18 protein-coding genes are annotated in these 19,497 nt (G+C 40.2%); 13 read left to right on the forward strand and 5 right to left on the reverse strand.

Going from position 1 to position 19,497, the window contains the following annotated elements; translation table 11 throughout:
- Positions 1 to 150: 150 nt before the first annotated feature.
- From ACQK2H_RS18120 to ACQK2H_RS18155, 8 genes are all read left to right on the forward strand, one after another.
- On the forward strand, positions 151 to 702 hold the full coding sequence (locus tag ACQK2H_RS18120; protein ID WP_425392792.1) for a hypothetical protein: 552 nt from the start codon (positions 151 to 153) through the stop codon (positions 700 to 702).
- The gene (locus tag ACQK2H_RS18125) at positions 695 to 2,332 is read left to right on the forward strand and encodes a tetratricopeptide repeat protein (RefSeq protein ID WP_425392793.1); all 1,638 of its coding nucleotides are present in this window, start codon (positions 695 to 697) and stop codon (positions 2,330 to 2,332) included. The genes ACQK2H_RS18120 and ACQK2H_RS18125 overlap by 8 nt, the downstream gene beginning before the upstream one ends.
- A complete protein-coding gene (locus ACQK2H_RS18130) occupies positions 2,329 to 2,946 on the forward strand; it encodes a response regulator (RefSeq protein WP_425392794.1) in 618 nt (205 codons plus the stop codon). Before ACQK2H_RS18125 ends, ACQK2H_RS18130 begins: the two co-directional genes overlap by 4 nt.
- A 75-nt stretch (positions 2,947 to 3,021) precedes the next feature.
- A complete protein-coding gene (gene rplS, locus ACQK2H_RS18135; protein WP_425392795.1) occupies positions 3,022 to 3,384 on the forward strand; it encodes a 50S ribosomal protein L19 in 363 nt (120 codons plus the stop codon).
- Positions 3,385 to 3,453: 69 nt separating this feature from the next.
- The gene (gene dapF, locus ACQK2H_RS18140; RefSeq protein WP_425392796.1) at positions 3,454 to 4,224 is read left to right on the forward strand and encodes a diaminopimelate epimerase; all 771 of its coding nucleotides are present in this window, start codon (positions 3,454 to 3,456) and stop codon (positions 4,222 to 4,224) included.
- 98 nt (positions 4,225 to 4,322) lie between these two features.
- A complete protein-coding gene (gene secA / locus ACQK2H_RS18145; protein WP_425392797.1) occupies positions 4,323 to 7,676 on the forward strand; it encodes a preprotein translocase subunit SecA in 3,354 nt (1,117 codons plus the stop codon).
- On the forward strand, positions 7,658 to 8,149 hold the full coding sequence (locus ACQK2H_RS18150) for an SPOR domain-containing protein (RefSeq protein ID WP_425392798.1): 492 nt from the start codon (positions 7,658 to 7,660) through the stop codon (positions 8,147 to 8,149). The genes secA and ACQK2H_RS18150 overlap by 19 nt, the downstream gene beginning before the upstream one ends.
- Positions 8,142 to 9,332 carry a M20 metallopeptidase family protein gene (locus ACQK2H_RS18155; RefSeq protein ID WP_425392799.1) on the forward strand — a complete coding sequence of 397 codons (1,191 nt, stop codon included), beginning with the start codon at positions 8,142 to 8,144 and terminating at the stop codon, positions 9,330 to 9,332. Before ACQK2H_RS18150 ends, ACQK2H_RS18155 begins: the two co-directional genes overlap by 8 nt.
- Before the next feature lies 1 nt (position 9,333).
- On the opposite strand, the gene ACQK2H_RS18160 is transcribed toward ACQK2H_RS18155, so the two are convergent.
- A complete protein-coding gene (locus ACQK2H_RS18160; protein ID WP_425392800.1) occupies positions 9,334 to 10,503 on the reverse strand; it encodes a porin in 1,170 nt (389 codons plus the stop codon).
- A gap of 230 nt (positions 10,504 to 10,733) precedes the next feature.
- On the opposite strand from ACQK2H_RS18160, the gene ACQK2H_RS18165 reads away from it, so the two are divergent.
- From ACQK2H_RS18165 to ACQK2H_RS18180, 4 genes are read left to right on the forward strand one after another with little or no spacing between them, the layout of a single operon-like run.
- Positions 10,734 to 12,452, forward strand: coding sequence for a Na/Pi cotransporter family protein (locus tag ACQK2H_RS18165; RefSeq protein WP_425392801.1), 1,719 nt, complete (start codon positions 10,734 to 10,736; stop codon positions 12,450 to 12,452).
- Positions 12,452 to 13,621 carry a Na/Pi symporter gene (locus ACQK2H_RS18170; RefSeq protein WP_425392802.1) on the forward strand — a complete coding sequence of 390 codons (1,170 nt, stop codon included), beginning with the start codon at positions 12,452 to 12,454 and terminating at the stop codon, positions 13,619 to 13,621. The genes ACQK2H_RS18165 and ACQK2H_RS18170 overlap by 1 nt, the downstream gene beginning before the upstream one ends.
- A gap of 23 nt (positions 13,622 to 13,644) precedes the next feature.
- Positions 13,645 to 14,004: a phage holin family protein gene (locus ACQK2H_RS18175; protein WP_425392803.1), complete on the forward strand. Its 360-nt coding sequence runs from the start codon at positions 13,645 to 13,647 to the stop codon at positions 14,002 to 14,004.
- A complete protein-coding gene (locus ACQK2H_RS18180) occupies positions 13,982 to 14,347 on the forward strand; it encodes a hypothetical protein (protein WP_425392804.1) in 366 nt (121 codons plus the stop codon). Before ACQK2H_RS18175 ends, ACQK2H_RS18180 begins: the two co-directional genes overlap by 23 nt.
- On the opposite strand, the gene ACQK2H_RS18185 is transcribed toward ACQK2H_RS18180, so the two are convergent.
- Together ACQK2H_RS18185 and ACQK2H_RS18190 are read right to left on the reverse strand one after the other, a co-directional pair.
- Positions 14,344 to 15,258, reverse strand: a complete 915-nt coding sequence (locus tag ACQK2H_RS18185) for a helix-turn-helix domain-containing protein (protein ID WP_425392805.1) — start codon at positions 15,256 to 15,258, stop codon at positions 14,344 to 14,346. The two genes, ACQK2H_RS18180 and ACQK2H_RS18185, sit on opposite strands and share 4 nt — an antisense overlap.
- Before the next feature lie 114 nt (positions 15,259 to 15,372).
- Positions 15,373 to 16,512 carry an acyl-CoA dehydrogenase gene (locus ACQK2H_RS18190; RefSeq protein ID WP_425392806.1) on the reverse strand — a complete coding sequence of 380 codons (1,140 nt, stop codon included), beginning with the start codon at positions 16,510 to 16,512 and terminating at the stop codon, positions 15,373 to 15,375.
- Positions 16,513 to 16,700: 188 nt separating this feature from the next.
- Between ACQK2H_RS18190 and ACQK2H_RS18195 the strand changes: the two genes are divergently transcribed.
- On the forward strand, positions 16,701 to 17,651 hold the full coding sequence (locus ACQK2H_RS18195; RefSeq protein ID WP_425392807.1) for a hypothetical protein: 951 nt from the start codon (positions 16,701 to 16,703) through the stop codon (positions 17,649 to 17,651).
- A gap of 70 nt (positions 17,652 to 17,721) precedes the next feature.
- Here the strand turns inward: ACQK2H_RS18195 and ACQK2H_RS18200 are convergent, their stop codons facing one another.
- Entirely contained in the window at positions 17,722 to 18,414 is a 693-nt protein-coding gene (locus ACQK2H_RS18200) for a zinc metallopeptidase (RefSeq protein WP_425392808.1), read from the reverse strand.
- An 84-nt stretch (positions 18,415 to 18,498) separates the two neighbouring features.
- On the reverse strand, positions 18,499 to 19,494 hold the full coding sequence (locus ACQK2H_RS18205) for a lysylphosphatidylglycerol synthase transmembrane domain-containing protein (RefSeq protein ID WP_425392809.1): 996 nt from the start codon (positions 19,492 to 19,494) through the stop codon (positions 18,499 to 18,501).
- Between the last annotated feature and the right edge of the window lie 3 nt (positions 19,495 to 19,497).

A 19,497-nucleotide genomic window follows, 5' to 3' on the forward strand; every position in this document is an offset into this window, starting at 1 on the left:
ACATTTAAATACCCCCGCCGGGGTATTTTTTTTGTCCTAAACTAAGAGGAATTTTAACACAACGAAGAATCTGGATGGCAACCAACCGGCAGCAATCAGCTATTCGGTATATTTAGAGAAACCAATTAACTAACCTAAAATTCTCAAATCATGAAAAAATTACAATTCATTTTAATCAGCACTATTTTATTCTGCAGTTGTGGATCGAGTAAAAATGACACATCAGATCCAAATAAACCTGATGGTTCAGATAAAACAGATCAACCATCTGACAATACTGTCTATTCAGATTTTGATTTCACACCTTATTATGAACCTCACATAACTGCCATTCATAAATCCAATGATACATCGAAACATTTCTATAGTGCAATGATGATAGTGGAAATTGGACAGAAAGTATATATATCAAAAGACAATAGTCGGGGAAGTATTTACGACATTACTTTTAGCTTTGATGGGATTGGTGATCTATTAGACCCAGTTGAGACATTTCCTTTAGACTCTGCTTACGAATTACACCTTTATGAATTCCCTATTGGAGACATTAGCAATATGATCGTTTATGAAGAATCCGAATTCAGGGCTGTAGTTTATGACCCACCAGCAGGCCACCCACATGATCATCCTCAGAAAGTTCATGATGGAACGGTTCATAAGCCGGGAATAGGCGGAGAAGGTACAATAGACGAAAATGACTAAAAGGATATTTCTATGTGCAGTGGTTTTTATTATATCCTGCACCCTTTTTGCTCAAAAATTATTATCAAAATTAGAGAAAGCAGACCGACTCTCAGATAGCCTGAAATATGATCAGGCTATCTCTTTACTTCAAGAGATACTTGTTGAGAGTGAAAAAAAGAAAAATGACTCTCTCACTATATCAATATTGATAAAACTAGGATCAGCTTATCTGGATATCGAAAAAAATGATATTGGTATTAATTACTATCATAGAGCCAGACTGATAGCTCAGGACATTAATAACGAAGAAAAAATATCAACTGCTTATTACGGATTAGGTGCTGCATTTCAACAAAGTAAAGTCTTTGATTCTGCAGAATATTATTATAAGAAATCTATTCCTTTTTTTAAGGATTCAGGAGATGAACTAACGCTTAGCTATATATATAGTAATCTAGGTCTTATGTACTTCCACGTAGAGGAATTTGATTCAATGAAATATTATTCTAATGCTGCACTCAAAATCCAACTTGATATAGGTGATAAATATGGATCAGGAGCCAGCTATTCTAATCTTGGACTAATTGCAAGAAAAAACGGTAATTACAAGCTATCTATTGAATATTACAGGCAAAGCATGAATGATTATTCAGAAGTGAGTTATTTTCTCGGATACTCCCAATCCTTAAGACACCTTGCAGTTACATTCTATATGTATAATCAATTGGATAGTGCGGCCAGGTACTTCTTTATATATGACTCAATCGGTCACGACATCTACCATCAGGATTATCAAGATAAAATCCTTGAGCTGGAAACTAAATTCAATACCGCAGAAGTAGAAAGAGACAATGCGATTAAACAAGCTGAAATAGAGGAGAAAAAAGGTCAACTAATTCTGTTGTATGTATTCTCCTTTGCACTTATAGTAATCGCAATCTCTACCTATCTCTTTTTCAACCAGCGACGTAAAAGACTGAAGCTAGCCTCTGACAAGCAAATCAAAGACCTCCTCCAAAATCAAGAAATCAAAACGACTTATGCCCTGCTTGAAGGTCAGGATAAAGAAAGAAAGCGTGTAGCTGAAGAACTGCATGACGGGCTGGGGAGCATTCTGGTCACCCTAAGCATGTATGCAGACGCGCTGGTGGATAAAAACCCGAAAGACATGCCGGAGCTGGCTAAAAAAATCAGTCGGACGGCAGCTTCAGCCAACGAAGAAACCCGAAGGATTTCTCATAGCCTTTACTCCGGAATGCTTAAACATTTTGGTTTGGAAGCAGCCATCAATCAGCTCAGTGAGGCAGTGATGGAATCAAAGCCCATTAAATACAGTGTAGAAATAAACCTGGAGAATCCAATCTCCACCGAAGAAAGCCTGGAGGTGTATCGCATAATTCAAGAGTTGACTAATAATAGCCTAAAACATGCTCAGTGCACTAAAATAAGACTTGAACTCAACTATCTGCAAGACACGCTTACAATCATCTATGAAGACAATGGGCAGGGATTCAACAAAAACGAAAGCAAGAAAGGCATTGGGTTGACAAACATTGAAAACCGAGTTAAGAAGCTGGATGGTGAACTTACCATTGATTCTTCTCCCGGAAAAGGAAGTGCCTTTATCATCGAAATACCACATCTATGAGTACCATAAAAATATTAATCGCCGACGATCACCAAATCGTTATTGACGGTCTAAAGCTAGTTTTAAGTGCAAGAGAGGAACTAAAGGTCGTAAGTGAAGCCTCAAACGGAGTGGAAGTACTTGAATACCTGGAAAATCATCGGGTAGATGTGGTGGTACTTGACATCAATATGCCGGAAATGGATGGGATCAAATGTGCCAAAAAAGTTAAGACCCTTTATCCTAAAACTAAAGTGATCATACTTACCATGTATGCCCAAAAGTCCTTTGTGGAAGAGATTGTGAAAATTGGTATCGACGGATGTCTGCTGAAAAACAATACTGGCAAAGAACTTTGCGATGCGATTATTAGAGTCCATGAGGGGAAATCCTATTATGACCAGATCCAAAACTTCAATAAATCAGATGCAGATCACAAAGAATTTTCCTTAAGTGAAAGAGAAGTGGAAATCATACGTAAGCTTGGTGATGGCATGACGAGCGCGCAAATTTCTGATGATCTCTTCATCTCAGAACATACGGTTAAAACTCATAGAAAAAATATTCTACGCAAGCTAAATTTGCACAGCAGCTCCGAGCTGATACAATACGCACTAAACAATGGAATTATTTAGCGCAATATCTTTTTTTCCAATTCTTATTTCTATATTTGCATTCCTTTTTCAAAACACTCAGCAAAGAGTAAAGAAATGAGCACAGAATTATTGAAAGTAGTAGCGGAAGAATATAAAGACGTAAAGTCTAGCCACCCTTCATTTGGACCTGGTGACACCATCAATGTTCACTATAAAATTAAAGAAGGTAATAAAGAGCGTGTGCAGCAGTTCCAGGGAACTGTGATGCAGGTGAAAAATCAAAACACCAATGGTGAGACCTTCACTGTAAGAAAAGTTTCAGGCGATATCGCTGTAGAAAGAATTTTTCCTATCCTTACTCCTAATATCGACAAGATTGAAGTGCTGAGAAAAGGAAAAGTAAGAAGATCGAGACTTTACTACTTAAGAGGTCGAAAAGGTAAAGCTGCCAGAATTAAGGAAAAGCTTTCCAGGTAAAAATTTCAATCCTGACCCTAGCGTCAGGATTTTTTTTGCTCATTATCCCGTTAACTTAGCTTCAGAATTATGGAGCTACACTTTACAAAATACCAGGGTACTGGAAACGACTTCATTCTCATAGATGACAGGCAAGAATCATTTCCTGTCAAAGAGTCAATCATTACAAAACTGTGCGATCGAAAATTCGGAATTGGAGCTGATGGGTTGATTCTGATCCAAAACCACCCAAGCCTGGACTATCGAATGGTTTATTTTAATTCCGATGGCTCTCAAAGCTTATGTGGAAATGGTTCCCGATGTGGCTTTGCCTTTAGTCAATCATTAGGCATTGTTCACGATCAAGCCACGTTTGAAACCACTGACGGCATCCATCAGATCAAAGAAGAAGATGGCAAAATCCATTTTCAATTATTTGATGTAGTAGAAGTCCGTCAATTGAATGATCAGGAATGGTTCATCAATACCGGCTCACCCCATCACATTGTAATCATGGACGATATTGACAGCCTTGACATCCTTCCCAGAGGCAGAGAAATAAGAAACCGCCCTGAGTATTCCAGCCAAAATGGCACGAATGTCAACTTCGCACAGCTTTTGCAGGATGGTGTGAAAATAAGAACTTATGAAAGAGGCGTTGAAGATGAAACACTTAGTTGCGGCACAGGCGCAACGGCCGTAGGTTTGATGGCTGGAAAAATGGGGTATCCCAGTCCGGTTCGCATTCACACAATGGGTGGTGAGCTTAGTGTTAGGTTTGACCAAATGGATAAAAAATTCACTGCTATTTGGTTAGCAGGGCCCGCGAAAAAAGTGTTTGAAGGAAGTGTAACAATCTGATCGCTCTTACAATAAAGCATTATAACTTTAAGGCCTTTTAATAAAGACTAATTTGAAAACTAAAGACCTTTAAATGGGTCTGTAAATAATATTTTTCGATGCTAAACTCGATTACGAAGGGATTTGCCAAAATATTTGGCACGAAGACTGAAAAAGATTTAAAAGAACTAAATCCGTATGTCGGACTCATCAATACTGAATTTGAGAAACTAAGAAATATATCCGATGACGAGCTTCGTGGGAAAACCACAGAACTTAAGTCGATCATCAAAGACCGACTAAAGGATATCGATGATCAGATAGAAGCACTACACAAGCAAGTAGATGAGGATAAATCTCTTGATGTCCATCAAAAAGAAGAAATTTTCGGGCAAATTGATAAGCTTGAAAGCGATCGGGACGAGGAGTTGGAAAAAGTCTTGCTAGAAATCTTGCCGTTAGGATTTGCTGTTGTTAAAGAAACTGCCAGAAGGTTTGCAGAGAATGAAAAAATTGTCGTTTCAGCTACTCAATTTGATAAAGAAATAGCGGCTAAAAAGAAAAACGTAGAAATAAACGGAGAAACGGCCACCTGGAAAAACAAGTGGGATGCAGCCGGTACTGAAGTGGTTTGGAACATGGTTCACTACGACGTTCAGTTGATTGGTGGTGTTGTCCTTCACCAGGGAAAAATCGCTGAGATGCAGACCGGGGAAGGAAAAACATTGGTAGCCACACTCCCAGCTTACTTGAATGCCCTTGCGGAAAGAGGTGTTCATATTGTGACTGTGAATGACTATCTCGCACGACGAGATGCGGAGTGGAATGCGCCATTATTCGAATTCCACGGTTTACGAATTGATTGTATCGATAATCACCAGCCAAATTCGCCGGAACGAAGAAATGCCTACCTGGCAGACATCACATATGGGACCAATAATGAATTCGGTTTCGATTATCTAAGGGACAATATGTCCAGAAGCCCCGAAGAGCTTGTTCAGAAAAAACACCACTATGCGATGGTGGATGAGGTTGATTCGGTATTGATTGATGATGCCAGAACACCTCTTATTATATCAGGTCCTATTCCAAAGGGCGATGAGCATGAATTCTATGATTTGAAGCCTCGAATTCAACGACTTGTTGATGCGCAAAGAAAATTAGTGAGTGACTACCTCAATGAAGCCAAAAAACTAATCAAAGAAGGAAAAGAAGCAGAGGCAGGTCTACCACTCTTCAGAGCGTTTAGAGGTCTGCCGAAAAACAAGCCACTCATTAAATTCATGAGTGAGACCGGTATTAAGCAAATCCTTCAAAAAACAGAAAATGTCTACCTGGCAGACAACCAAAAGCGTATGCCGGAGGCTGACGAACCGCTTTACTTCACCATAGATGAAAAAATCAACAGCATTGATTTAACCGAGAAAGGAATCGACCTGATTACAGGAGAGGGAGAAGATACTAGCTTCTTTATTCTACCTGATATTGGTGACGAAATTGCCAAACTTGAGAAAGATGAAGCAATTTCTGAAAATGATAAACTTCAGAAGAAAGAAGAAATCATACGTGAATACAACATCAAAGGCCAACGGATCCACTCTGTAAACCAATTATTGAAGGCATACTGCATGTATGAAAAAGATACGGAGTATGTGGTGATGGATGATAAAGTGAAGATTGTGGACGAACAGACTGGCCGTATCATGGAAGGCAGAAGGTACTCCGATGGCTTGCATCAGGCAATTGAGGCAAAGGAAAATGTGAAAGTTGAAGATGCCACTCAGACATACGCAACGATCACGCTTCAGAACTACTTCCGAATGTATCATAAGCTGGCAGGTATGACCGGAACAGCAGAAACAGAAGCAGGAGAGTTCTGGGACATATACAAGCTTGACGTAGTTGTCATTCCAACTAACAAGCCGATTGCACGGAATGATGAGAATGATAAGGTTTATAAAACCATACGTGAAAAATTCAACGCGGTAGCTGAAGAGGTCGTTGAACTTACGAACGCTGGAAGACCCGTACTTGTAGGAACCACCTCCGTTGAAATCTCAGAGCTTCTGAGTAGAATGCTGAAGATGCGAAATATCAAGCACCAGGTGTTGAATGCGAAGCAGCACGCCAAAGAAGCAGATGTAGTAGCAGAAGCCGGCAAACCTGGTGCAGTAACCATCGCAACAAACATGGCGGGTCGGGGTACAGATATTAAACTAACTCCGGAAGTAAAAGAAGCAGGCGGACTGGCCATCATCGGTACGGAAAGACACGAATCCCGCCGGGTGGACAGACAGCTGAGAGGTCGTTCCGGTCGTCAGGGAGATCCGGGCTCATCACAGTTCTACGTTTCACTGGAAGACAACCTGATGCGATTATTTATGTCTGACCGTGTAGCCAAAATCATGGACAGGCTGGGTCTTCAGGAAGGTGAGGTTATTCAGCATTCGATGATTACTAAATCCATCGAGCGGGCGCAGCGAAAAGTAGAAGAAAACAACTTCGCTATCAGGAAAAATCTTCTTGAGTATGATGATGTAATGAACAGTCAGCGGGAAGTGATCTACAAGCGAAGAAGAAATGCGCTTTATGGTGAGCGATTAGAGCTGGATATCCTTAATATGTTACTTGAAACATGTGAGGATATCATTTTTAATGCCAAGGGCACCAATGATCTCGATAGCCTAAAACTTAACGCAATTTCAATTTTAGGCCTTGACTTCAACATTACCAAGGAGGAGCTGGAAAAGACGGATGAAAATAGCCTTGTTGAGAGACTCTACAATGAATCGCTCAAAAGTTACCAGCAAAAAAATCAGATAATTAAAGACAAAGCACTGCCTATTCTGAAACAGCTAGAGCTTACACGAGGTGCAACACTTGAAAACGTACTTGTTCCATTTACGGATGGTAAAAAACAGATTGGCACCTCTGTGAATCTGAAAAAAGCTGTTGGGACTGAGGGGCAGGAAGTAATCCTTGAAATGGAGAAAATGATCGCTCTAGCAACGATCGATCAACTTTGGAAGGAACATTTAAGAGAAATGGATGATCTTCGTCAAAGTGTAAGAAATGCACAGTACGAACAGAAGGATCCGTTATTGATCTATAAGTTTGAAGGTTTTGAAATGTTCAAGCGATTTGTAGGAAGGGTGAATGAGGAAACGATTTCATTCTTAATGAAAGCCGAAATACCCGTAGAGCAGCCCGATCAGGTTCAGGAGGCACAAAAGCAACGAACTGCAAGGAATTATAAAGAGCAGAAAGAAGAAAGCAGATCAGCATTGGCAGGGCCTGAAGGAGGAAACAGACCTCCGGTGCAGCAGCAATCGCAACCGATTCAATCTCAAAAGATTGCCAGCAGAAATCAGCGTGTAAATGTTCAGTATGCAGACGGGTCAGTGAAAAAGGACGTGAAATACAAAACGGTGGAAGACGACATTAAGAATAATAAATGCGTACTTATCGATTAATCATATTATTGTTTTTCGCGGCATGTAAGGCCACTACCCCAACTGCTCCGAGTAGCTACTCTGAAGATTTAAGTGTGCACAGGCCAGAGCTTAATTCAGCTATAGATAGCGTTGAAAGTGAGCAGGAGGTTGTTGCTCAGGCGTACAAACCACTTGATGGTCACATTAAAAGTGAATTGGATAGTATTTCCAGAATTGCATATCAGGAGAATAAAGCAGGCAAGTACGTAGATGGCTATATCATTAATGTGTATTCGGGAAGTAGCAGGGATGAAGCGAATCAAACACGTAATAAAATGGAAGAAATTTTTCCTGAACTCAATCCGAAGGTCACCTATCACCAACCAAACTTTCGAGTAAAGGCAGGAAGGTTTACAAACAGACTCAAAGCGAACAGAGTCTATCAGCAGGTAAAAGAAGAATTTCCCCGAGCGCTATTAATTCCGGAACGCTTTCTACAAAAATATGAGTGATCTTGTCAAGCAGATAAAATCGCTTTCTGAATCTTATTTCGAAGAAATTCTTGAGATAAGGCATCACATTCATGCCAATCCGGAATTGTCTTTTCAGGAGCACAATACGGCTAATTTTATCGAGGAAAAGCTGAAGTCATTCGGCATTCAAAACGTACAGCGAATTGCAGAAACGGGTGTTACCTTCTGTCTGGAGGGGAAAGAAAAAGGAAAAACCATTGCCCTGCGAACTGATATTGATGCCCTGCCAATCCTTGAGGCAAATGACGTTCCATACAAATCAAAAAATGAAGGGGTGATGCATGCATGCGGCCATGACGTACACACTTCCAGCCTGTTAGGCGTAGCGAAAATTTTATCGCAGCTCACCGATCAATTTAAAGGAACCATTAAGTTTATTTTCCAGCCTGCAGAAGAGAAATCGCCCGGCGGTGCATCCATACTCATTAAAGAAGGTATTCTTAAAAATCCTGAGCCATCAACCATACTAGGCCAGCATGTAATGCCCCTAATTCCGGAGGGAAAAGTTGGTTTCCGAAAAGGTAAATACATGGCAAGCGCTGATGAGGTCTACTTAACCGTAAAAGGGAAAGGTGGCCATGCGGCCATGCCGGAAAACTTTGTAGATCCTATTGCTATTGCGAGTCAGATCATCGTATCGCTTCAGCAAATTGTAAGTAGAATGGCTAATCCAAAAACACCATCTGTTCTTTCTTTCGGAAAAATAGCAGGAGGTAATGTGAATAACGTCATCCCTGACGAAGTAAAAATCGATGGGACTTTTCGAACGTTTGATGAAAAATGGCGTAAAGAAGCACTCCAAAAAATCAAAGATATTTCTACATCCATAGCCACTTCTATGGGTGGGTCCTGTGAGGTAGATATTGCTTCGGGTTATCCATTTCTCGTAAATGATGAAGTCTATACACAGAGAAATATTGATGCTGCTAAGGCATACATGGGCGAAGAAAATGTCGTAGAACTAGACCTCTGGATGGCAGCAGAAGATTTTGCATTCTATTCACATGAAGTGCCCGGCTGCTTTTATCGACTAGGCACTCGCAATGAGGAAAAAGGCATCACTTCCGGCGTTCACACACCCACTTTCAATATTGATGAAAATGCACTGAAAACCGGAATGGGTTTGATGGCATTCCTGGCAGTTAATGAATTGAACAACTAACCTACAGAGCTACCTCTGTTTGGAATCTGAAGATCAAATATTCTTTTTCCTGCCCCGGAAACGTCTGATAACTAAAATCCGTTTGAAACTTCAGGTCATGCCCTGAAATGTATCTGGAAACTCCTAGCGTGTATTCTCTTTGATCAGCAAATACAGACTGTGTATCATCGGCATCAATATCGGTGAAACGCACCGCGATCTCCCAATTGGAAGGGAACAAATAGCCTGTCTGAAAAACAAAACCAGTTCCAGTTCCATACTGACCTTCATTGTTTCCTGCGCTTCGTTTGACATACTCGGACATAGCAGAGAGTCCATTGTATTTAAACATCATATCAGCAATGAAAGACTTCAAATCCGTCGGAAGATAGGTATCATCGGTTTCAGAAACCGTCACAAAGCTTCCGAGGTTTCCTCTGGAGCGAACCGCGTTTGTATTTAAGTCACCAGAAATACCAATAGATAGTTTGGGAGTTGCTTCACGCTTTATATCAGATCCTACATAATCACCTTTACCCGTAAAGCTTCCCATTGGCAAAAACTCTAATCTGCCTGTCACTTGATACCCCTCTACAGGATTTCTGGCAATCACATTTCTGCCCTGCCCCATCGATATCGCTAGAATTTGTCTGAATTTATCATTTGCACTTTTATGTCGCAGCTGAACCCCTACATCCCGATCCAGGTTAAATCGAGAATTCACCAAACTACGATCCACAAATTGCAGGTTCTGCGAAGAGATAACACGTTCTCGATTACCGGGAAGTTTAGTTTGGCCGTACCATACATGCCAATTTTTAGCAAAATTCCATTTTACCACTGCGTCCAAAACAATATTGGCCGTATTACCGGACTCATCATTGTGTCCGCTTCTTTGATCCCTATTAGAAACAGCCAGCTCCAATTTGTAAACAATGCTGGGATCAATCGCCCAACCATCAAACTTCAGTCGTGTTCTTCGAACCATTAATGCATCTTCATAGATATCAGCTTCCAAGTCATACCTTCCATCGTATAGGGTTTGAAATCGAAAACCGAATTTTAAATAAAAAGAAGAGTCTTGTGCAGCAAATTGCAATCGCTTACCCCACTTACTTGAGGTAGTATCCTGTGCACTTACTGATGTAGCCGTTAAAACCGCTATAAAAAGCCAGTATTTAAAAAAATTCATGATTTGGTAATGATTCTTTCAATTTAGCCGCAATGTTAGAGCTTTATTATTACCCGATTATTGCCCCTATGTTAAATCGTTAACATTAGGTTAACACAGGGATAGAAGCATTCAAGGCCAGATATAACTCGTTCAACACTTCAGAATCAACACCCAGACTAAACAATTTCTTAACATTCACGAAACATTCAACCGATACCTTTGCGGAATTAATTAGAAAAATAATCTGCATGGAATACGGACTGCTAGACCTACTTAACCTACTAGGTGCTTTAGGATTTTTTATCTACGGAATGAAGGTGATGAGCGAGGGCATCCAGAAAGTAGCTGGAGCCAAAATGAGAACTATTCTTAGCTCTATGACCTCCAACCGATTCAAAGGAGTTTTCACGGGCTTTACCATCACCAGTTTGGTTCAGTCTTCATCTGCAACTACCGTCTTGGTTGTCAGCTTCGTAAATGCAGGTCTGCTTTCACTTACCGAGTCTATCGGTGTGATAATGGGAGCAAATATCGGTACCACAATCACTGCATGGCTGATCTCTATCGTAGGTTTTAAAGTCAAAATTGCGAATTATGCGCTTCCTATTATAGCCCTTGGCTTTCCTTTAATGTTTTTTAATAGGGAGAGGCTCAAGTTTTGGGGCGAGGTTTTAGTAGGATTTGCGCTTTTATTTATGGGCCTAGCCTTACTAAAGGACTCAGTACCAGATTTAAAAGCAAATCCTGAGATATTAGCTTTCTTGAGTCAGTATACGGACCTTGGATATCTATCTATTCTTCTCTTTGTGTTAATAGGCACAGGACTGACAGTTATCGTTCAATCTTCCAGTGCTGCCATGGCGCTCACCTTGGTTATGGCCAATAATGGATGGATTCCTTTCGAACTAGCAGCCGCAATGGTTTTAGGAGAAAACATTGGAACAACGATTACCGCAAATCTTGCAGCCCTTGTTGGAAATGTCCATGCAAAACGAGCCGCACTTTCACATTTAATTTTCAACATTTTTGGGGTGATTTGGATTCTGATTTTAATTAGACCAGCTCTGAATCTTGTAGATTGGTACCTGGTCTCGAATGGATCTGCGTCTCCTTTCGTTAGCGCCACTAGTATACCTGTTGCGCTTTCTATCTTCCACTCTACGTTCAATATTCTCAACACCCTATTCCTTATCTGGTTCGTCAACTTTATAGCGAACACAGTCACAAAAGCAATTAGGTCAACAGGTGACGATGAGTTCCAATTGGAGTACATCAGCACAGGCATGATGAATACTGCTGAACTTTCAATAGAGGAAGCTAGAAAAGAAACGGTAAGAATGGGAGGGATGACGATGAAAATGTCTAAGCATTTCCAGAACCTAGTGGTGGAAGAAAAACCCAAGAAGCAAAAGAAGCTGCTTAAGAAAATGAGGGATTATGAAGAAATGACGGATCGAATGGAAGAAGAAATTTCAGAATACTTGATGAAAGTTACTTCCAGCGGCACATTAAGCGATAGCAGTACCATACGGGTAACTAGCCTTTTAAGTGCGGTGAATGAGCTTGAAAGAATCGGTGATATTTTCTTCCAAATGTCCAAAGACGTAGAGCGTATTCTCAAAAGTGAGAAAAAATTCCGGGGTAAACAGGTGAGGAACCTACAGGAAATGATGGGACTTGTGGACGATTCATTAAGAATCATGCTTGAGAACCTTGAGTTAACCAGTCAGGATGGGAGTTTAGAGACTGCAATGTTAGCTGAGGAAAAAATCAACAAGTTTAGAAATTCCCTTCGAAAAGATCTTACAAAAGACATAGAAAAAGATAAATACGATCCAAAGAGGGATGGTTGGTATAAAGACCTATTCCACTTATGTGAAAAGGTTGGAGACCATGTAATCAATGTTTCTGAGGCTATGACAGGTGAGAAAGAGAGAGTATTAAAAGAAGAGATGGACTCTGAATGATGAGTGAAATTCTCTTGTCATCTGACATGGAATACAATTACCAATCCATAGCGAAAAAGACACTTGTAATCATAGTGTCTATACTCTTCTTCTTGTTCTCGATAGAGCTTTTAGGTCTATCGTTAGCTGAGATGGCAGGCCCATTTACCGATAGTATATCGGTAGTGACGGCCAATCCATTTATTGGACTTTTTATCGGCCTGTTATCTACAGCATTACTTCAAAGCAGTTCCACCACAACCTCAATAGCTGTGGCTGCTGTGGCTTCTGGTGCTATCAGCCTCCAAAATGCCATCCCGATTGTACTTGGCGCCAACGTTGGAACGACCATCACCAGCACCATCATTTCCATGAGTTACATCTCTAAGCAAAAGGAATTTAGAAGAGCCGTGGCAGCTGGAACCTCGCATGACTTTTTCAATATTTTAACTGTACTACTTCTGTTTCCTCTGGAAGTGAATTACCGTTTTCTTGAGAAGATCAGTGCTTCCATCTCATCATCAATGCATGTCGCCGGACGATCAAGCCTAAGCAACTCAGGAAGCTATGGGTTTACATCGCTTTTTGAAACAAGCACCGAATGGCTAGTAACGAACCTTGGCCCAATCATATCACTGTTGTTAGGTGTAGTGCTGATATTCTCTTGTATTAAACTCATCTCTAAATGGTTGTACAAGATACTAATAGGCCAAACCAAAGATCGATTTGAAAAAGCCGTATTTAGGAATAAATGGAGAGCCTTTAGCTGGGGCCTTGTGATAACGTCAGTAGCTCAGTCGAGCTCTTTGACCACCTCCCTGATTGTACCTTTAGTAGCTACAGGCAAAGTAAAAGTGAAAAAAGCCTTTCAGTTTATTTTAGGAGCTAACATAGGTACCACGATTACTGCGCTAATTGCAGCTGTTTTTCAATCGGAGGCAGCCATCAGTCTGGCGCTGGTTCACCTGTTATTTAACCTATTTGGCGTAATAGTATTCTTTCTGATTCCATACCTTTCTAAAATCCCGGTTTATCTAGCCAAAAAAATGGGTAGAGTAACTGTAAAGGTGAGGTTGGTAGGCTTTGCTTATATATTTATAGCCTTCTTTTTACTTCCCTTTACACTGATTTACTTCTCTAAAAACTCCGAAAAGAAGATAGATTCGGCAGAAGTGACTTCTGGAGATTAGCTTTGTGAACAAACCAAGCTAATATGGCCTCTTCCGCAAAAAAGGTAATTGAAAATATTGTAGAATTCATTGAGGTAAAAACCGAGCAGATCAAGCTGCGGATTATCGCCAGAGTCGCTCGTATGCTGTCCGGTGTGATGGCTTTATCCATGCTTGCCATTTTGGGATTCTTTTTCCTGTTTTTTTTAAGTTTCGCATTTGCGGAAATGATCAATGTAGTAATGGATCACACATACTATGGCTATTTGATTATTGCAGGAGTTTATTTCTTAGTAATTATTTTGGTGGTTATTCTTGTTAAAAGCAGAAAGCTCCAAAAATGGATCGAAGTGCTTATTATTAAATTAGAAGAAGCAAAGTATGAGCAACAAAAAAAGCATTGAAGATCGAGTGAAAGCTCTGACTGAAAAAGAGCAAAAGATTAAAATGCAACTCGACAATGATTCCGACGAGATGAAAGAAAAAGTAATGCGGGTTGGAAAAATTGCACTCGTTGCAGGAGGTGTTGCCTTGATAGGCTACTGGCTATTTAATGCTTTTTCACACGATGAAGATGAAGAAGAGGAAAAGCCCAAAAAGAAACAAAGATCATCTCCAAATACAACCTCCAGAATTACGGCTCTGTTAATGCCTTTCTTGAATAGAGTATTAGATGGTGTCCTTGATGATACCGATGAAGAAGATGTTAAATCAAAGAAAAAAGAGGAGCGTAAGGATACGGATTAAACATTCATCAGCGACTCTCTTCGGCGCATTTTACCGGCAGGAATGCCAAACATCATCTTAAATCTTCTACAAAAATATGCCGTGTCTTTGTAGCCCACTTCTTTCCCAATATCTCGAATACTTTTCTTGCTGGTTCTCAGCAAATTGACAGCAGCTTCCATGCGTTGATATTCAATATAGTCTTGCGGATTAATACCTGTCAGCATTTTGAAGTATTGACCGACATAATCCTCTGAAACATTGGCCACATTGGCCAAAACCTTGTTTGAAAGGTCGTCCGATAAGTTTTCTTTGATGAAAGTGAAAATATCAATGAGTCGAGGGTCTTTGAAATACGTACTGTTGGTTGCCAGCTTCTCTACGAATAGACTATTATTCAAAATATACCGGATGAGCTCAATGGTCATATTTTCGGTAAGTACCTTTACGATTCGATCCCTCCCAGGCATACTGGCTTTCACCTCATCGTTAATCTGCTGAATTAAACCGGCCAGTTTATAATTCTCTTCAATTTTGAAAGCAGGAATATCCAATGATGAAAAGAAATTAACAGAATCAAATGCTTTCGCATCAAAAGCTACATAGCTGTAATGCTCATCACTGATTGAATGCTCATTGTAGGACTTAAGAAATTGATCTTTATTGGTTAAAAAATCATCTTTGGACAGCACTGTTGCAGCGCCTGAACCATAGGTCATAGAAATAGGCCTACCACCCGGCACAAAGATCACATCACCCTCACCAGCTGTTTCTTTTTCTTTGCCAAACCGGATCTCACCACCGGTGACCAGCATCAGATAGTTTTCTACCTCATAGTTATTATCGATTGTAACAGGCTTTAAAATATTAATATTTCTAGCCTTAATGAATCGAATCTCTAACGACTCAATGATTTTATTGTAGTCCTCCATTTATGAATAAAGCTGGTTAATCTATCAATAAATAGTAAAATAATAGGACGAATCTAATAATATTCGTCCTCAAAACCTAATAGGAGTGGATTAGGGTGATATCCAGCTATTGAACTATTTCAATAAGCCCCGTGAAATTACGATTCGTTGTATCTCAGAAGTACCTTCATATATCTGGGTGATTTTAGCATCACGCATCAATCGTTCTACATGGTATTCTTTGACATAACCATATCCGCCGTGAATTTGAACGGCCTCAACCGTTTGCTTCATAGCGACTTCAGATGCATATAATTTAGCCATTGCACTAGCTTGAGAAAAATCTTCACCTGCATCTTTTTGCTGAGCAGCCTTCAAAACCAATAACCTTGCAGCTTCAATCTGAGTAGCCATATCCGCTAGTTTGAACTGTATGGCCTGGTGTTTAGAAATCTCAACACCAAATGCTTTACGTTCCTGAGAGTATTTCAACGCCAACTCAAATGCACCGGAGGCTATTCCTAGTGCCTGAGCTGCAATTCCAATTCTTCCACCATTTAACACATTCATTGCGAAAGTGAAGCCAAACCCATCATCACCAATTCGATTTTCTTTTGGCACCTTCACGTCCTGGAACATTAAAGAGTGAGTATCGCTACCTCTGATACCTAGTTTATCCTCTTTCTTACCCACAGTGAAGCCTTCCATTCCCTTCTCCACAATGATCGCATTGATCCCTTTATGTTTCTTTTCTGCGTCTGTTTGAGCCATCACGATATAAAAAGAAGCTGAATTCCCATTGGTGATCCAGTTTTTGGTACCATTTAAGAGGTAGTGATCGCCTTTATCTTCGGCTGTAGTACGCTGAGATGTAGCATCCGATCCAGCCTCTGGTTCTGAGAGACAAAATGCTCCGATTTTTTGACCACTAGCCAATGGTTTCAGGTACTTTTCTTTTTGCTCCTCTGTTCCGTATTTTTCAAGACCCCAACAAACCAGGGAGTTATTTACAGACATGCAAACAGAAGTAGACGCATCGATCTTGGATATTTCCTCCATTGCAAGCACGTAAGAAACAGTATCCATTCCACTTCCGCCGTACTTCGGATCTACCATCATTCCCATGAAACCCAATTCACCTAACTGCTTAATTTGCTCAGCCGGAAATTGTTGTTTTTCATCTCTTTCGATTACTCCCGGCAAAAGTTCTTTTTGTGCAAAATCTCGTGCCGCATCTCTTACTGCTAATTGCTCCTCTGTTAAATTGAAATTCATCTATTTTATGTCTTGGATTTATACATTAGTCGAATCGGCCGCAAATATATTCAATAACATTCAAGGCCATTATGAAAACTATTGTATCATCGCAATTGTTAGGCATTAAACCAAACGGCACAATTTTGTGTCATACTATTTTAAAATTTAATCGTTCATACACTTAACAAACATTATTTATGAGAAAAATGAAATTAAAATTATTACCAATATTAGGCTTATTCGTAGCTGCAGCTATGACAAGTTGCGGGGGCGATGATGAGCCAACCGCGGCAGCACCTTCAGTAACTGTAAGCGCATCCGTAGACGGAGATGCACTTGCTAGCGGTGAAGATGTAACTGTAGGTTCTGCAGTTCAGTTTGATATCAGCATTACAGCTCCGGGTGGAGTAAACGGATTGAACGTAACAAGTGGAACTCAAACAACTTCTTTTTCAAGATCTGATCTTGAGGCAGAAGCCGGTGACACTCAGGCAAGCATTACCCTTGAAACTGATTTAGCTGTAGAAGCAGACATTGGAGGAACAGTATCATTTACATTCGAAGCTGTAGACGATTTGAATCAGACTGCTACTGCAACATTTACTTATATGATCATTGCAGCTCCATCTCCGGATGTTAGCTCATACACAGCAATTTTACTTGGAGCGCAAGGAAATTCAGAAGAAGGATTTTATGACGCCCAAACCAACACAAGGTATACTTACGCTGGAGCTAGGGATGCATCTGGGGTTAATTCTTCTCCGATAGATTTTGCATACTATTATGGAAATACCAACGAGAATAGTATTGCCGCAATTGATGATGACGGACTCAATGCTGTTTATACCTCTGTTGGATTAGCTATCGAAGGTAATTTCGGAACAAGAAACTCGACACGTTTTGTTAGTTCTACGATGAGCGCAGAGGATTTTGATGCTATTTCAACAAATGCTGAGTTAGAGGAAGCTGCAGCTTTTGAAGTAAATGGAAATTCAAGCGCAACACAATTGGTAGTTGATCAAGTAGTTGCTTTTCAGTTTGATGAAGATAGAGGTGGTGATTTTGGCTTGATTAGAATTTCTAGCATAGACGACACGAATGGAAATGGGACTATAACAATAGAAGTAAAAGTTCCCGGAGAAGAATCAGCTAACTAAATCTTAAAATAAAGAATACAAAAAAAGGCTTGCAATTGCGAGCCTTTTTTGTGCTTCTTAAATCTTTCAACTAATCCCTGCTTCCTAAAAATATCATCACGTAATACAGCAATGTTGCTAATGCACCCAGAGCTGCAACTAAATAGGTAGAAGCGGCTGCATTCAAGGCGTCTTTCGCCATTCTGTGCTCTCTATCATCTACGATGTTTCGATCTTTGATCCAGGCTAACGCACGATTACTTGCATCATACTCTACAGGCAGAGTCACAAACGCAAACAATGTAAAGACACTGTAACAGCCAATAATCACTAAAAGAGCTAGCTGTGGATTAATAATACCAGGTAGGGCAAACGCTCCAAAAAACATGGCTATGAAGACGATGTTAATCACCCTTGCACTTACATTTTGAACGGGAACCATTGCCGATCTGAACTCGAGCCACTGATATGCCTTGGCGTGCTGCACAGCATGACCACACTCGTGAGCCGCTACAGCTGCAGCAGCAGCTGACCTTCCATTGTAAACGTCCGGGCTTAGGTTGACTGTTTTATTCGCCGGATTATAATGATCCGTCAATTTACCTTGAACAGATGTCACGGTTACATCATGGATCCCATTATCCCTAAGCATCAATTCTGCAATTTCTCGCCCTGACAATCCAGACCCCAGTGTTACTTGAGAGTATTTTTTGAATTTATTTTTCAGCCTAGTGCTGACTGCCCAGCTGGCAATCATAAACACAACAATTATTACTATTAACATATTTTTTACCGTTTAATCCTTGTCAAAATTTTAAGTGTGATACGACAATCTAATAATAGTGTTCTACTATTTTCAGGCCAATTATTATTTCTGCCAATTTGTCTCTTTAGAGGCTGATTTTCTTCGCATTAAAAAGGATATAACTAAAGCGATACTGCCAAAAATTGCAATGGCTACAATTTGAGAAGTATGTAAGAGCGTCGCAAGAAAAATTCCTGTAGTCTCATCTATAGCGTATAAAAGCAGCATTCCTGCTATCATTCCATGATAGGTGCCAAATCCACTTTGGACCGGTATTGATAACGCTATTCCACCTGTTATTAGCAGCATGAATCCCGCTCCCAGCCCAAGATGCCTTGTTTCAGGAAGCGAAAAAACAATGATATAAGACATTAAAAAATAAACGACCCATAAAACAACAGTAGAAACGATAAATCCAAGGGGTCTTTTTATATCCTTTAGAGAAAATACTCCCTCCATAAAACTTCTAATTAAGCCGGAGAGCTTTCCCTTGAATTGTTTCTGTTTTTTTATAAAGTAGATAAATAAAATACCTCCTACCAGCGTCACCATTGCCACGATCCACCAGACATAGTTTGGAATGTTAAGATCTTTATATGCTCCTGTCATAAATTGAATCAACCGATCAGATTCGACAATTAGACTTATAATAATCAGAAAGAACAGGGTCAGCACATCAATGATCCGTTCAGTTACAACACTTCCAAGTGCATTAGGCATGGAAACATTATCATTCCTTTTTAGTACACCACATCTGGTTATTTCTCCCAGTCTAGGTAGCGCCAAATTGGCTAAGTAACCAATCAATACCGCAATGGTTGTCCTGGAAGTCTTAAGGCTATAGCCTAATGGCTCAAGTAGTATGTTCCAGCGATAGGCTCTGGCGATGTAGGCCACAATGGAAAGCAAAATTGAAATAATTACCCATGTATAATCAACGGATTTAGCGCGCTCCCAAAATGTTACCCATTCAACATTCCTAAAAACGAGATAAAGTAGAATACCTGCAAGTCCAACGCTTATGAGGACTTTTAGAAGGGCTATTAAGTTTTTGGACATCTC

The sequence above is a fragment of the Ekhidna sp. genome (assembly GCF_965228795.1).
GTDB lineage: Bacteria > Bacteroidota > Bacteroidia > Cytophagales > Cyclobacteriaceae > Ekhidna.